The sequence below is a fragment of the Pseudomonadota bacterium genome (assembly GCA_013285445.1).
Classification (GTDB): domain Bacteria; phylum Pseudomonadota; class Gammaproteobacteria; order Xanthomonadales; family Wenzhouxiangellaceae; genus Wenzhouxiangella.
In genome coordinates, this window is the sequence record CP053448.1 from 999,048 (window position 1) to 1,013,108 (window position 14,061).

Genomic DNA, 14,061 nt, shown 5'->3' on the forward strand with positions numbered 1-14,061 from the left:
CTCCAGGCGGTCAAAGCGCTCCATTGTAGCCTGTTGGTCCGTTGGCTGGTTCGCTGCTTGGCTGGTTGATACCCGCATGGGTCGGCCTTGGGCCGGCCACCGGCGCCGGTTCCGGCGGATGGGCGGTCATCCCGCCACACCTTCCGACCTCGAACCCCGTCCGTCGGGGACGCGGCCCCGACCTACATTTTGGTGGCGCCGGATTCGCAGGTCGCGGTCGCACCCTCGACGGGTCGGGGTGCAACGTCCGACGCCGGAGTCCGGATTCCGAGGTCCAAACCTGTTGCCCCACTTCGATTCAAGCGGTTATAATGCTCTGCTTGGTAAAGTCTGGCGGCTGGGGCTTTTGCACAAAGCCCGGTCTGGGGTATCCCTCAGTGGGTTTTCTGGAAAAGCCCGGTCGCCCGTTGCAACGTTCGAGGAGTAAATTAACCGATGTCTCTGAGCGCACAAGAAAAGAGCCAGGTCGTCAAGGAGTACCAGCTCGACGAGGGTGATACGGGTTCACCGGAGGTGCAGGTGGCGTTGCTGACCGCACGCATTCAGCATCTGACCGGGCACTTCGAGAAACACAAGAAGGACCATCACTCCCGCCGGGGACTGCTCAAGCTGGTCAATCAGCGTCGTTCACTGCTCGATTACGTCAGGAAGAAGGACATCCAGCGTTATCGCGACCTGATCGAGCGGCTTGGCCTGCGCCGTTAAGAAGCCGATTATCCGATTGATACTGAAACCCCGGCGGCTCACTGGCTGTTCCGGGGTGTTTTTTATTGCAAGTGCAAAGTGGAGTGAGTGAAGTGAGGAAATTCAGCAAGACATTCAAATTCGGCGAGCATGACGTCACGCTCGAAACCGGGCATGTGGCGCGCCAGGCCGACGGTGCGGTGCTGGTCACGATGGCCGACACCGTGGTCCTGGTCACTGCCGTGGCCCGCAAGGAGGCCAAGCCGGGTCAGGCGTTTTTCCCCCTGACCGTCAATTACCAGGAAAAATTCTATTCCGCCGGCCGCATTCCCGGCGGTTTTTTCAAACGCGAGGGGCGTCCGACCGAGAAGGAAACCCTGACCTCGCGCCTGATCGACCGGCCGATTCGACCGCTGTTTCCGAAGGGCTTCATGAACGAAACCCAGGTCATCGCCACGGTGATGTCGTCGAACCCTGAAGTCGACGCCGACATTCCGGCCATGATCGGCGCCTCGGCCGCGCTGTCGCTCGCCGGCGTGCCCTTCCAGGGCCCGATTGGCGGCGCCCGCGTCGGTTTCGTCGATGGTGAGTACGTGATCAATCCCACCGCCACGCAGCTCGACGAGTCGCGCCTGGACCTGGTCGTTGCCGGCACGTCCGAGGCCGTGCTCATGGTCGAATCCGAAGCCGATCAGCTGTCCGAAGAGCAGATGCTTGGTGCGGTCACCTTCGGTCACGAGCAGATGCAGGTGGCGATCAACGCCATCAACGAACTGGTTGAAGTGGCCGGCAAGCCCAAGTGGGACTGGCAGGCGGCCGAGCGTCCGGCCGGCCTGGATGAGAAGGTTGCGGAACTGGCTTCCGAGGGTCTGGCCAAGGCTTACGAAAATACCGACAAGATGATTCGTCGCGAGGCCATCAGTGAACTGCGCGCGAGCGTGATCGAGAAGCTGTGCCCGGAAAGTGACGAGAACGCTCCGGGTGAGGATGAGGTCAAGGACGAATTTGCCGCGCTCGAGAAGAAGTACGTGCGCGACCAGATCCTCGACGGCAAGCCACGCATCGACGGCCGCGACCTGACCACGGTTCGCCCGCTGGATATGTCGGTCGGTGTCTTTCCGCGCACTCACGGTTCGGCTATTTTTACCCGCGGCGAGACCCAGGCGATGTGCGTGGTCACGCTCGGTACCGGCCGCGATGCGCAGATCATCGACGCGATCGAGGGTGAGTACAAGGAGCAGTTCATGCTCCACTACAATTTCCCGCCGTTCTGCGTTGGAGAGACCAGCTTCATGCTCGGGCCGAAGCGTCGCGAGATCGGCCACGGCAAGCTGGCCAAGCGCGCGCTTGCCGCCGTGGTGCCCAAGGGTGAGGAATTTCCCTACGTGCTGCGCATCGTCTCGGAAATCACCGAGTCCAACGGTTCGAGTTCGATGGCCACCGTCTGCGGCTCCTCGCTGGCCATGATGGACGCGGGTGTGCCGGTCAAGGCGCCGGTGGCAGGCATCGCCATGGGCCTGATCAAGGACGGCGACCGTTTTGCCGTACTCACCGATATCCTGGGCGACGAGGATCACCTGGGCGACATGGACTTCAAGGTGGCCGGTTCGGCCAACGGCGTGACCGCGCTGCAGATGGACATCAAGATCACCGGTATTACCCGGGAGATCATGGAAGTTGCGCTCAAGCAGGCCAATGCCGGCCGCGCCCACATTCTCGAGCAGATGAACCAGGTCATCGACCATCCGCGCGAGGAAATGAGCGAGTATGCCCCGCGGCTGTTTACCATGAAGGTCCATCCGGACAAGATCCGCGACGTGATTGGCAAGGGTGGTACCACCATCCGCCAGATCACCGAGGAGACCGGCACGACGATCGACATCCAGGACGACGGCACGGTTACGATTGCCTCGGTCAACCAGGCCGCCGCCGATGATGCGCGCAAGCGTATCGAGCAGATTACCGCTGATGTTGAAGTCGGCGCGATCTACGAGGGTACGGTTACCAAGATCATGAATTTCGGTGCTTTCGTGACCATTCTGCCCGGCAAGGACGGTCTGGTGCATATCTCGCAGATCTCCGACAAGCGAGTCGAAAACGTTACCGACGAGCTCAAGGAAGGTGACCGGGTCAGGGTCAAGGTGCTGGAGGTCGACAAGCAGGGTCGCATCCGCCTGAGCATGAAAGCGCTCAAGGAAGACCAGGGCGAGTCCTGATCGAAACCCGGCAGCTGCCCGGACCACCGGGCAGCTGACGTTTTCCAGAAGCAACCAAGCGCAAAGAGCGCCGGGAACGCAGAGCACTGGAATGAGCGCGGGTTCATTTACCTTGGCTCCTTGCGGTTTTCTTTTTGTCTCACTGAATGCTGCGCCATGACGGCCAAGGACGACGCATGGAACTGCTGATTCCCGTTTCGCCCGGCGAGCTGCTCGACAAGCTCACCATCCTCGAGATCAAGCTTGAGCGGATTGACGATCCCGGCAAGCGCGCCAACGTTCGGTGTGAGCACGAGCAGCTCAGCCGGGTCTGGAACGAATCCGGCCTGGAGAACGAACAGATCGCGGATCTGCGCGATCAGCTGCGCCGTATCAACGAGGCCTTGTGGGCCATCGAGGACGACATCCGTGACGAGGAGCGCCGGCAGCGTTTCGGCGATCGCTTCGTCGAGCTCGCCCGGTCGGTCTATTTCCGCAACGACGACCGCGCCGCCATCAAGAAGCAGATCAATCTGACGCTGGGTTCGGCCATTGTCGAGGAGAAGTCCTACCAGGACTACCGCTGACTGGCCGCACCGGCGGCAGTCTGGCCGCCTGACAGCAGGTGTTCGACCCGTTCAATGACCGAGCCGGCATCGATCAGGTCCATGACGCCCGGGTATTCGAGCCGCTTGCCCCAAGGCAGCGCTTCCGGCGGTTTCCCGGCAAACTCTCGTGCCGCTTCGGGAAAGCGATCGACGCAATGCTCAAGGCTGCCGAATGGACCGGAGCGTCGGCTCCAGGTGGCCGCATACAGACCGATGACTGGTCGTCCCAGCGCGGCCGCGAAGTGCGCCGGTCCGGCATCAGGCGTGATCAGGCAGGCCGCCCGGTCGAGCATCGCCAGGGCCTGCTTGAGCGTGTCCTGACCGATGAGATTGAGCGGCCGGTGGCGCATCTGTCGCTCGATGTCGCAACCCAGACGTCGCTCGGCATCGCTTGGCCCGCCAACCAGAATAACGGGCCGACCGGTCGTTGCAATAATCCAGTCAGCCACCTCGGCGTATCCGCGCGCATGCCAGTTGCGCAGCCGATGGCTCGAGGCCGGGCTGATCAGGACGGCTCGATGCGGGTCGGGCTGGTGGCGCTGAGCGAATTCGACAGCATCATCAGGGATCGGCGGTCGCCGGTCGATGCCCTCGGCTGGCAACCCGAAATGGCGCGCAAACTCGAGAAAGGCCAGGGCCTGATGCTGAAACGGCACCGCTGCGATACGCTCCCCGACGACCAGCCCATGCCCTTCCCTGGACCGGAGCCGGTCAAACCCGACACGGCGGCGGGCGCGCACGATCATTGACAGCAGGTTGGCGCGCAGCGACACCTGTGCGTGCACCAGCACGTCGAAGCGGCGTCCGGCCAGGCGGCGCCTCAGCATGGCGATGCCGGCACGACCGGCGGTCTTGTCGAATACAATGAACTCAACGCCCGGCAAGTCGGCAACCAGCCGATGCTCCGGTTTACCGATAATCCAGGTCACTGAGAGGTTCGGCCAGGCGTGCTGAAAGGCCCGCACCACGGGCACCATGTTGCATACATCGCCCAGCGCCGACAGGCGCAGCAGACACAGTGACTCAGGCGGTGCGGATTGGATCACGGCAGCACGTAGCGATGGATGACAGACACCCAAGGGAGAAGCACGAGGCCAGCTTCAGATCGGCCGACACCGTCATTCTATACGACCCGCAGGCGGTCGACGTGGTCAGTCCGGACTGGCTGCAACCCCGGTTCTGGCGGCAGCGCAATGCGGTGCTGGGAACCTTGGGCGGCAGAGGCCAGGCGCTGGCGGTTGCGACCGAGGCCGGTCCGGCGGTGTTGCGCCGCTATTGCCGGGGCGGGCAGGCCGCGCGCATCAGCCGGGATCGGTACGTCTTCCTTGGCTACGAACGCAGCCGGAGCCTGCGAGAGTGGCGCGTCATGCGGCGGCTCAGGGAACTGGGCCTGCCGGTGCCGCGGCCGCTAATGGCCAGCTGCGAACGCGCCGGAGTGACCTACCGTGCCGGGCTGTTGACGGCACTGATTCCAGACGCCCGCAGTCTGGCCGAAGCGGGTGCCGGGCTGACTGCCGCGGACTGGCGGTCACTGGCCGACACGCTGGCGCGTCTGTTCAGTGCCGGCGTGGTGCACGCCGACCTCAACGCACACAACCTGCTGCGCGACAGGATCGGCTGCTGGTATGTAATCGATTTCGATCGTGCCCGTATTCAGCCGGGCCCGGCCGATCCGGCTCCCATGATCAGACGTCTCCAGCGCTCAATGGCCAAAATGGGCATCCGTGCCGGTCGCGACTGGCTTGAACGATTCTCCACGCGAGCGTAACCGCGCGCTTCGGGGCGAATAAATCAGTCGATATTCGCCCGCGCCAGTCCCAACACCGAATCGTCTGGAAAGGCCCCGTTTTTCCACTTGCCGGCGGGTTTGTCGGTCAGCAGTTCGAGGACGTCGCTAACGCTATTGGCTCGATAGATGTGGAACTGGTCGTTGGTGCAGGCTTTGATGATGCGCCGGTCCAGATTGAGAACGTCGGCATTGGCGGCCGGGATGATCGTGCCCTGCTGTCCATTGAGTGCGGTCAGTTGGCACGCTTCGAAAAACCCCTCGATGCGCTCGTTCACGAAAGCGACCGGCTCGGGCTGCCCGTGTGCATCGAGACTGCCGATTACGGCCAGATCCTGGCGTAGCGGGATTTCGGCGAGGGTCGCGATCAGACAGCAGGCTTGCCCCAGCAGGGTGGACGGCAGATCACTGGTCTCGGTCAGGCCGGTCGCCTGAAGCGTGGCCTGGATGGGTCTCAGGCGGTCGAAGTGGAGCAACTCGGCCAGTGCGACAAGCAGCCACGGGGCGGCAAGATCCGGCTGAGGCTTCGTATCCAGCAGCAGCGAGACCTCTGGTGCTGAATGGCGCTTGATGATCGCGCTGACGCAAACCGGCAGGGCCTGGGTTTCTGCGGCGTTGCGCTGACAGGGCACCACGTTGATGCGGGCACTTGAACGGCCGCGCAGGCGGACCCGTCCGGTGTCGACATCGAGCTGGATCTGCTCCAGGCAGGCGACCCCGGCGCGCTGCCGTATGCGGCTGGCGGCCTGCTCGACATGCTCGCGCCCGATCTCTGAGTCATCTTCCGACGCGGCCAGGAAGGAGGCTTCCCTGACCAGTTCGCTCAGCCGGCCCGCGCGTGTAGTCAGGCGTCCGGGCCGATCAGCCAGTCGCGCGCTGTATTCGAGTACGGCAGTCAGTGCCGGTCGGCCGAGCGGAAGGATGGACTCCTCCTGGACCAGGGCTGACATCAGCCGGCAGGTGCGCTCGATGCCGGACTCGTCATGTGCAATGGTGTCGGCAAGATCGGCCAGGATGCGGAAGCGGCGATTGAACTCGGGGCTGAGTGACTCAAGCCGTCGATACGCGTCATTGTCACCCACGAGAATGATGCTGACGTCGATCGGCACCGGCTCCGGCCGCAGGGATTGCGTGGCCAGGCCGGCATCGGCATCCTGGGTCATGATCTCGACCTCACCGGTGCGCAGAATCTGCAGCAGGTGACGAAACACCTCCGGATTGGCGAAGAGCTCCTCGGCATCGAGCACGAGAAAGCCGCCGTCGGCCTGGATGATGGCGCCGGACCGGATGCCGTGAAACGATGCGACGGCGCGGCCGCCGCTGCGCCAGGTTGGATCGACAGTGCCGAACAGTGTGCCGGCGGCGACGACTCCGGCCGAGACCAGCGGGGCCCGGTCGGTGCGCGGCGCGGTGTTAAGCACGTTGACCGCATACAACACGGTCGGATCGGCCAGTTGACTTGTTTCGTGCCCGATACGCTTTTCGAGCACGTCATCGATGACTTCCCGCAGAAAAGCGTCAATACCCGGCGCCTTGAAGCGCTGCGAGATCTCGGCGGTCATCTCCCCGAGAATGCGGGCGGTCTCGGTGATGTCGATCTGCTCGATATGCTTGTGCGCCTGCTGCCACTTCTGCCGGATTTGCCGGGAGACCTTGTGCAGGTCGTCCTCGTAGGTCTTGATGCGATCTTCGATCTGCTTGCGATCATCATCGGTCGCCTGCTTGCGGGCGACCATGTTGCGGAACTCTTCCAACGAGACCGGCTTGCCCATGATCTTCACGGCAATCTGCAGTCGGGCGTTCGGACCGGCCTGGCTGCGTACCAGGGCCAGACCGTCTCCATCAAGGCGTTTCTCAAGTGGTCTGAGCAGCAGCCGAACATCGCGTTCAGCCGCTTCCCGGCGTGCCTCCCGGCGCCCGCGAATCGGATCGTTTTCCAGAATTTCGGGCAGGCGTTCGCGGATGAACAACGCAATCCGGTGCATCTGCTTCTGAAAGGGCCGCCCCTCGCCCGGGGGGAGGATGATCAGCCGTGGCCGATCGGGGTTGGCGAAATTGTGAACGAAGCAGTAATCCCGGGTTTGGCGTGGTTTGGGACGGGCCGAGTTGAACACGCTGCTGAGCAAACGATGGCGGCCGCTGTCGTGCGGACCGCGCACGAAGATGTGCTGATTGTGTCCGGGTGCCGCGATACCGTAGCGCAGGGCTTCGGCCGCTGTTTCCTGGCCCAGCGTCCCGTCGAGTACAGGAATCTCGCGCGTTGATTCTCCGGGCAGCAACCGATGGTTGAGCTGCCAGCGCAGCTGCTCTGCAGGAATTGCCTGTCGCCTCATCATGTCACCCTCGAACCTTCGTGTGGGTCTGGCACCCCCTATCTTGCCCGATCAATGTACTACACACTGGCATCTTGCAGCGATACCTGTTGGCGGGCACTGCTTTCGGCGAAGCTCAGCCACGCCTCGGCGGTTTCGCGGGGTTTTTCCAGCATTGGCAGATGGCCGGTCGCGGGCAGCAGCAGGGTCTGCGCATGCGACATGCGATCGGCCAGTACATTCAGTCCCTGCGGGTGCAGCACCTGGTCGGCCTGGCCCCAGACGATCAGTGCCGGCACCGTCAGACCGGAGGCCAGCGCTTCGAGCGGTGTGGACCGAAAGCGCAGGTCGGCAAACACCCGCTCGGCGCGGCTGACGCTGTTCGCCGCGCGGCGGGCCAGGTAGCGCTTGAGAGGGGTTGGCAGGTAGGGCGGACGGACAAAACAGTAATCGAGTAGCCGCTCGAAATCCCGCAAGTCGCGAACCACGAGCGGATTGTGGTGGCCGGCATAGACCGCCTCGTACAGCGGTGAATAGGGCGCGCTGTGCAATCCGCCCGGAGCCAGCAGCCACAAACCGCGTACGCGCGCCGGCGCCTGATGTGCCACGGCCACTGCCAGGTAGCCGCCCATGGAATTGCCGCCAACATAGAAGCGCTCGATTCGCATGGCATCGAGCAGCGCCAGCACCTTTGCCGCCATGTATTCAATGCGGTAGTCGGGCATTGCTCCGACCCGTGTTTCGCCAAACCCGGGCAGGTCAGGCGCGATGACGCGAAAATGGGAAGTCAGATGACGGGCAGCGCGGTTGAAGTGGTCGGCATCGGCGTTGAAGCCGTGCAGCAGGATCAGCGGCTCGCCATGGCCTCCGGTGAGCACGTGCCAGTCGATGTCTGCGATCGGGCAGCGTTCGCTTTTCCGGCCACAGCGAGTACGCTCGAAACGGATCATTACCCGAGCCAGCGGGCCGGGCCACACGCGCCAGGCCAGAACAGCGCCAAGTGCGATCAGCCCCAGCACCGCTGCCGAGATCAGGTATTCTTCGACCATTTTCAACGTGCCGAAAGCTTGAATACCGCCCAAGCATAACCCATCACCCGGCGCTCAAGGCAGCGCGGCCGAACGTTGGTGCGGCCGGGAACGGTGGTGCCGGTCACCAGTCCCTGGAGGCACATCGGTACATCGGCACAGCGGTAGAATACGGGCCCCACTTCGAGTGCAAGGCAGGCTGGCGATCATGCCCGCATTGATTGTCGCGATGGTCGTGATCGTGGCCAGCGCCAACTACCTGGTTCAGTTTCCGGTCAATGACTGGCTGACCTGGGGCGCGCTGACCTACCCGCTGTCCTACTTCATCACCGATCTGACCAATCGACGATTCGGGCCGAAACGCGCGCGCATCGTGGTTTACGCCGGATTCGCGCTGGCCGTGGTGTTTTCGGTCTGGCTGGCGAGCGCGCGCATTGCGCTCGCCTCAGGAACCGCCTTCCTGGTTTCTCAGCTGATGGATGTGGCTCTGTTCGATCGGCTGCGCCGGCGCGCCTGGTGGCAGCCGCCGCTGTTTTCCAGCGTCGTCGGCTCGCTGATCGATACGCTTGTGTTTTTCGCCCTGGCCTTCTACGCAACCGGCATGCCGTGGGTGACCCTGGCGATCGGTGACTATGGCGTCAAGCTGCTCATTGCCCTGGCGCTGCTGGCGCCCTGGCGGCTTGTGGTTTCGCGTGGGTGAGTTCTTTTCGGTGGCCTGCGCGGCCTGCTGGGCGCTGGCGGTTGTCCTGTTCCGGCGTTCCGGCGAAACCCTGCCGGCCTTCGAGCTGAACCTGTTCAAGAATCTCCTGGCCACCGCGCTGATGGTGCCCACGATCCTGCTGGTCGAGGGCGGGGGCGGGCCGGGCTACTCGCCATTGCAATGGTTGGTCGTGATCCTGTCGGGCGTGGTTGGCATTGCCGTGGCCGATACCTGGTATCTGCGCGCGTTGAACCTGATGGGGGCATCACGCACCGGAGTTGTCGCCAGCCTCTATTCGCCGTTCGTCATTCTGCTGTCGATCGGGTTTCTCGGCGAACGGCTTGTGTGGTGGCAGTACTTCGGCTTCGTGCTGGTTCTCGGTGGAATCCTGCTGGTGACCTGGCGCCAGAACCGGCGTGACGTCTCGCTGCAGGCCATTCAGCTCGGCGTGTCCTTCGGAGCGGGGGCCGTCTTGTTGATGGCCATTGGCATCGTCATGGTCAAGCCAGTTCTCGAGACCCAATCGTTCACCTGGACCATGGGCGTTCGGCTGGCGGCCGGATCAGTCGGTATGCTGCTGTTTCTGCGCCTGACCAGAGGCGGGAAAAGGAGCCTGATGCACTATCGCTCGTCGCAGCCGTGGCTCACCATCGTGATCGGAAGCCTGCTGGGCAGCTATGTTTCGATGATGCTCTGGCTGGCCGGCTACAAGTTGACCCAGGCCTCGGTTGCCGCGGTTCTCAACGAAACCGCTGCGGCCTTCATCGTGCTGTTTGCCTGGCTGTTTCTGGACGAGGAAATGAGCCCGCGGCGAATGGCCGGTATCGTGCTGACCTTCCTGGGCGTGGCGGTGATGGTGGGCCGATAATCGGCTCACGGGCGAGTGCGGGGCCGGGACGAGTTATTGAGCCGGATCGACAACACCCATTTCGACCAGCTGCGCGCGGGCCTTGCGGCCGGCCTCGGTGTCGGAGCCGGCGGCCGTGCGATAGTGCTCGATGGCCTGCTGCCGGTTGCCGCTGCGGCGTTCGACGTTACCCAGGTGATAATGACCATCGGCGGTTGGCAGGCGCTGCAGGCTGGCGCTCAGGTCATCGCGCGCTGCGGCCAGCTGGCCCGCCTGCTCATGCAGCATCCCGCGACGCAAGTGATAGTAGAACCAGCTGTCGTCGCATGCCAGCGCCGCATCAAACGCCGCTCTGGCCTGCGCATTCCGGTTCTGGGCCGCCAGGGCATCACCGCGCAGAGCGTGAAACAGGGCTTCACCGTCCTCGATTTCCAGCGCAGACCGGGCCCGCGCCAGCGCTTCGTCGGCACGACCTTCGGCAAGCGCCAGCCGGCCTTCATCGTGCGCCTTGTAAGCGGGAGCAAGTGCTGCGAGTCGGGCCATCGCCTGGCGGTATCCCGCACGCCCGAGTTGGCCACCGGCACCCAGCTCGGCCAGCGTGCTGCGGTTGCGGTCGACGCGCTCGGGTGAGGGCGGATGCGATGCGAATAATCCGTCCAGAAAACCGGGCTGCCGATTCTCTGACAGGCGTACAAATGTCTCCTGCAGCTCGACTGCCGCGGCCGGGTCGTAACCGGCCCGCTGCATGTAGATCATGCCGTAGTAGTCGGCTTCGCGTTCGGCGTCTCGCGAATAACGCTGCTGGATCAGCTGCGCGCCGAGCATACCCGACAGCACGGCAACCTGGGCGTAGTCATCGCGCTCGGTCGCTGCACCGACCGCGACTCCGCCGAGCACGACCGCGCCCTGGGCCAGGGCTGCGCGCGAAGCCGCTTGGGCGCTGTGGCGCGCAGCCGCGTGGACCACCTCGTGTCCCAGCACGGCGGCCAGCTCAGCCTCAGAACCGAGCTCGGTCAGCAAGCCGCGATTGATCGAGATCTTGCCGCCGGGCAGGGCCCAGGCATTTGGGACCGAGTTGTTGAGAACCTGGAACTCGTACGGCAGCTGACGGTCGGCGTGTTCGGCAACCCGGGCACCGACACGCTGGACATAGTCGACCACGCCGGTGTCGACGACGAAATCGCCGCCCTGGGCCTGCCGCAGCGGCGCATACTGCTGCTCGCCGACGCTGCGCTCCCAGGCTTCGTTGTACAGGCTCAGCTCACGCTCGCCGGTGACCGGATTGACGGCACAGCCGGACACCGCCACAACAATCAGGGCCAGGACAGCGATTCTGTTTGTCATGACGCGTTCTCCGGTCAGGTGCTGTGCCGATCGACTCGAATAGTATACGTCCGTGCCCGGGCGGGGGAAGCTGAAGCCTGGCGTTCGTTCGGGGTGGCGTTTCAGCAGTCGTCTGGAGTCAGCGGTAGGGAACTCGCCTGCAGCTGGAGGTCGTAGAGCGGTTTGTCTTTGCGCAGCTGCAATATGCGCAGCGGCATCCAGGCAAAACCGGGATGATGCCAGCTCAGGTTGGTGCGGATCGAGTCGGGGTCCTCGATGCGCCGCACCCTCAGCGCGTTGAAGCAGCCGACCGGTACGGAGACGGTATCGCGCCTGTCATAGGTGTAACGCTTGGTCTCGATGCCGTCGCGATCGAGCAGGCGGAAGGTGTGGGTGGCGTTGCGCTTGTCCGGTTGGGCAAGAAAAGCCGCCAGCTGCAGCCTGAGGCTGAGCGGGTCGACCAGGTTGTCCTCGAGCGGGATTTCGCGATCCCCATCGGGCGTTGACACGTGAGTGATTCCGGCCTCCCAGTCGGCCCGCTGCTGCAAAAAGCGTGTCCGCCCGGGGGAGCGACGGACCTGATGGTAGGTGAGCATGACGATGCGGCCGTTGCGCCAGACAAAGTGAGCCGATTCCTCGGCGGACAGGTTGAGCAAGCGCGCCCAGAACGATGTCGCCTCGGTGGACGTCCGGTAATACCACACGCCGTTGTCGAGACGCTCGAGGCGAACATTGACTTCCCCGATCTTGCTGCCTTTGCGCAACACGTCGTAGGTTGCCGTGTGCGCCGGGATGGGCGGCGATGCGTCCTCAGTGGCGTAGACCGTCATCGAGCAGATGCCCGTCATCATCCAGATCGCGACCCAGAAGCAGCGGTGCATGCAAGCGGTGATTGTCAATGTGAATCTGCCCATCGGCCAGTTCGACCCGGTGATTGAGCAAAAGTGCCAGCGTCGCAGGATACAGGCGATGCTCCTGAGAGAGAAGCCGCTCGGCCAGCTGATCCGGACTGTCGTCAGGACCGACCGCAATCCGCGCCTGGCTGATGACCGGCCCTGCGTCCAGCCGGGGGATGACGAAATGCACGCTCGCACCATGTTCGCGCTCGCCGGCCTCGATGACGCGCCGGTGGGTGTCGAGGCCGCGGTAGGCCGGCAGTAGCGACGGATGGATGTTGACCAGACGTCCGGCATAACGGTCGACGAACACGGCACCGAGCACGCGCATGAACCCGGCCAGCACCAGCCAGTCCGGCGCAAAGCCGTCAATCGCAGCGAGCAGCGCCTGCTCGAATCCGTCGCGATCCGGGTAGCGCCGACGGTCGCAGACGACAGTATCCAGCCCGGCGCCGGCCGCCTGCCCGAGTCCGGCTGCCTGCGGCCGGTCGGACACCACCGCGGCGATACGGGCCCGGAGTCGACCGTGTTCGATCGCCCGGAGAATCGATCGGCAGTTACTGCCGCGACCGGAGATCAGGACGACCAGGCGCGCCGGCTCCTCTTCGGCCTGCTCCACGGCGTCGGACATCAGAGAAACTTCACCCGCTCTTGGTCGCTGCAGGGGACGATTCGTCCGATGACCGGCGCCGGCTCGGTCAGGGTGGACGTCACCGCTTCGACAGCATCCGGCGGCACGATCAGCACGAAGCCAATGCCGAGGTTGAAGGTGCGGCGCATCTCGGCATTGCTGATACTGCCATTGTGCTGCAGCCAGTCGAACACGGCCGGGGCCGTCCAGTTGCCCGTATCAAGCTCCAGGCCCAGGCCTGGCGGAAGCACGCGCACGATGTTCTCGCTCAGGCCGCCGCCGGTAATGTGGGCCATGCCGCGTATGTCGGTCTGCCCGAGGAGCGGTCGCAGCGACGGGGCATAGATGCGCGTCGGCGCCATCAGCGCGTCACCCAGGGTGCCAGGGCCCAGCTGCTGGTCGAGCGCCGCGTCGCTGCGCTCGATCACCTTGCGGATCAGCGAATAGCCGTTGCTGTGCGGGCCGCTGGCCGCCAGTCCAAGTATCAGGCAACCCGGTTCGATGCGGCTGCCGTCGATGATCGCCTCACGTTCGATCCCGCCGACGGCAAACCCGGCCAGATCGTACTCGCCCTCGCCATACATCCCCGGCATTTCGGCGGTCTCGCCCCCGATCAGGGCACAGCCGGCCTGCTGACAGCCCTCGGCGATACCGGCGACCACGCGTTCGGCGACATCGACATCGAGCCGGCCACAGGCGAAGTAGTCTAGGAAAAACAGGGGTTCGGCGCCGCAGACCAGGATATCGTTGACACACATGGCCACCAGGTCGATGCCGATGGTGTCATGGCGATCGAGCTGGCGGGCCAGCAGCAGTTTGGTGCCGACGCCGTCGGTACCGGACACGAGCACCGGATCGCGATAGCGCCCGCCAAGGTGGAACAGACCGCCGAAGCCGCCCAGGCCGCCAATCACCTCCCGCCTTCCGGCAGCGGCAACCAGGGGTTTGATGCGCTCGACCAGCGCATTGCCGGCGTCGATATCCACGCCCGCATCCCGATAGCTCAGCGGCTTGTCCGAATGCTTGCTCATCAGATCCTCAGGGAAAGCCT

General features: G+C 64.1%; 13 protein-coding genes. 6 read left to right on the top strand and 7 right to left on the bottom strand.

What is annotated here, in order from left to right:
• Positions 1-435: 435 nt before the first annotated feature.
• The 3 genes from rpsO to HND55_04625 all read left to right on the top strand — a co-directional run bounded on the left by rpsO (position 436) and on the right by HND55_04625 (position 3,466).
• Positions 436-705 carry a 30S ribosomal protein S15 gene (gene rpsO / locus HND55_04615; GenBank protein ID QKK02004.1) on the top strand — a complete coding sequence of 90 codons (270 nt, stop codon included), beginning with the start codon at positions 436-438 and terminating at the stop codon, positions 703-705.
• A gap of 92 nt (positions 706-797) precedes the next feature.
• Positions 798-2,900: a polyribonucleotide nucleotidyltransferase gene (gene pnp, locus HND55_04620; GenBank protein ID QKK03988.1), complete on the top strand. Its 2,103-nt coding sequence runs from the start codon at positions 798-800 to the stop codon at positions 2,898-2,900.
• Positions 2,901-3,076: 176 nt separating this feature from the next.
• On the top strand, positions 3,077-3,466 hold the full coding sequence (locus HND55_04625; protein ID QKK02005.1) for a hypothetical protein: 390 nt from the start codon (positions 3,077-3,079) through the stop codon (positions 3,464-3,466).
• Here HND55_04625 and HND55_04630 read toward each other — a convergent pair.
• A complete protein-coding gene (locus tag HND55_04630) occupies positions 3,457-4,464 on the bottom strand; it encodes a glycosyltransferase family 9 protein (GenBank protein ID QKK03989.1) in 1,008 nt (335 codons plus the stop codon). The two genes, HND55_04625 and HND55_04630, sit on opposite strands and share 10 nt — an antisense overlap.
• An 83-nt stretch (positions 4,465-4,547) precedes the next feature.
• Here HND55_04630 and HND55_04635 point away from each other — a divergent pair, with 83 nt between their 5' ends.
• The gene (locus HND55_04635; GenBank protein ID QKK02006.1) at positions 4,548-5,255 is read left to right on the top strand and encodes a 3-deoxy-D-manno-octulosonic acid kinase; all 708 of its coding nucleotides are present in this window, start codon (positions 4,548-4,550) and stop codon (positions 5,253-5,255) included.
• Positions 5,256-5,278: 23 nt separating this feature from the next.
• Here the strand turns inward: HND55_04635 and HND55_04640 are convergent, their stop codons facing one another.
• Together HND55_04640 and HND55_04645 are read right to left on the bottom strand one after the other, a co-directional pair.
• Positions 5,279-7,609, bottom strand: coding sequence for an AAA family ATPase (locus HND55_04640; GenBank protein ID QKK02007.1), 2,331 nt, complete (start codon positions 7,607-7,609; stop codon positions 5,279-5,281).
• Positions 7,610-7,665: 56 nt separating this feature from the next.
• On the bottom strand, positions 7,666-8,634 hold the full coding sequence (locus HND55_04645) for an alpha/beta fold hydrolase (protein ID QKK02008.1): 969 nt from the start codon (positions 8,632-8,634) through the stop codon (positions 7,666-7,668).
• Positions 8,635-8,821: 187 nt separating this feature from the next.
• Between HND55_04645 and HND55_04650 the strand changes: the two genes are divergently transcribed.
• Complete coding sequence (locus HND55_04650) at positions 8,822-9,313, top strand: queuosine precursor transporter (GenBank protein ID QKK02009.1); 492 nt, start codon at positions 8,822-8,824, stop codon at positions 9,311-9,313.
• On the top strand, positions 9,294-10,181 hold the full coding sequence (locus tag HND55_04655) for a DMT family transporter (GenBank protein QKK02010.1): 888 nt from the start codon (positions 9,294-9,296) through the stop codon (positions 10,179-10,181). The genes HND55_04650 and HND55_04655 overlap by 20 nt, the downstream gene beginning before the upstream one ends.
• Before the next feature lie 33 nt (positions 10,182-10,214).
• Here the strand turns inward: HND55_04655 and HND55_04660 are convergent, their stop codons facing one another.
• From HND55_04660 to HND55_04675, 4 genes are all read right to left on the bottom strand, one after another.
• Positions 10,215-11,504 carry a M48 family metalloprotease gene (locus HND55_04660; protein QKK02011.1) on the bottom strand — a complete coding sequence of 430 codons (1,290 nt, stop codon included), beginning with the start codon at positions 11,502-11,504 and terminating at the stop codon, positions 10,215-10,217.
• A 101-nt stretch (positions 11,505-11,605) separates the two neighbouring features.
• The gene (locus HND55_04665) at positions 11,606-12,334 is read right to left on the bottom strand and encodes a DUF3108 domain-containing protein (GenBank protein ID QKK02012.1); all 729 of its coding nucleotides are present in this window, start codon (positions 12,332-12,334) and stop codon (positions 11,606-11,608) included.
• Positions 12,294-13,010, bottom strand: coding sequence for a phosphoribosylglycinamide formyltransferase (locus HND55_04670; protein QKK02013.1), 717 nt, complete (start codon positions 13,008-13,010; stop codon positions 12,294-12,296). Before HND55_04670 ends, HND55_04665 begins: the two co-directional genes overlap by 41 nt.
• The gene (locus HND55_04675) at positions 13,010-14,041 is read right to left on the bottom strand and encodes a phosphoribosylformylglycinamidine cyclo-ligase (protein ID QKK02014.1); all 1,032 of its coding nucleotides are present in this window, start codon (positions 14,039-14,041) and stop codon (positions 13,010-13,012) included. Before HND55_04675 ends, HND55_04670 begins: the two co-directional genes overlap by 1 nt.
• Positions 14,042-14,061: the final 20 nt, after the last annotated feature.

Bases quoted from the DNA above. Each gene is read 5' to 3' on its own strand.
- HND55_04650 (QKK02009.1), top strand. From the start codon at position 8,822: ATGCCCGCATTGATTGTCGCGATGGTCGTGATCGTGGCCAGCGCCAAC.
- HND55_04675 (QKK02014.1), bottom strand. From the start codon at position 14,041: ATGAGCAAGCATTCGGACAAGCCGCTGAGCTATCGGGATGCGGGCGTG.
- HND55_04665 (QKK02012.1), bottom strand. From the start codon at position 12,334: ATGATGACGGGCATCTGCTCGATGACGGTCTACGCCACTGAGGACGCA.
- HND55_04645 (QKK02008.1), bottom strand. From the start codon at position 8,634: ATGGTCGAAGAATACCTGATCTCGGCAGCGGTGCTGGGGCTGATCGCA.
- rpsO (QKK02004.1), top strand. From the start codon at position 436: ATGTCTCTGAGCGCACAAGAAAAGAGCCAGGTCGTCAAGGAGTACCAG.
- HND55_04640 (QKK02007.1), bottom strand. From the start codon at position 7,609: ATGATGAGGCGACAGGCAATTCCTGCAGAGCAGCTGCGCTGGCAGCTC.
- HND55_04635 (QKK02006.1), top strand. From the start codon at position 4,548: ATGGATGACAGACACCCAAGGGAGAAGCACGAGGCCAGCTTCAGATCG.
- HND55_04660 (QKK02011.1), bottom strand. From the start codon at position 11,504: ATGACAAACAGAATCGCTGTCCTGGCCCTGATTGTTGTGGCGGTGTCC.
- HND55_04670 (QKK02013.1), bottom strand. From the start codon at position 13,010: ATGTCCGACGCCGTGGAGCAGGCCGAAGAGGAGCCGGCGCGCCTGGTC.
- HND55_04630 (QKK03989.1), bottom strand. From the start codon at position 4,464: ATGGTGCCCGTGGTGCGGGCCTTTCAGCACGCCTGGCCGAACCTCTCA.
- HND55_04625 (QKK02005.1), top strand. From the start codon at position 3,077: ATGGAACTGCTGATTCCCGTTTCGCCCGGCGAGCTGCTCGACAAGCTC.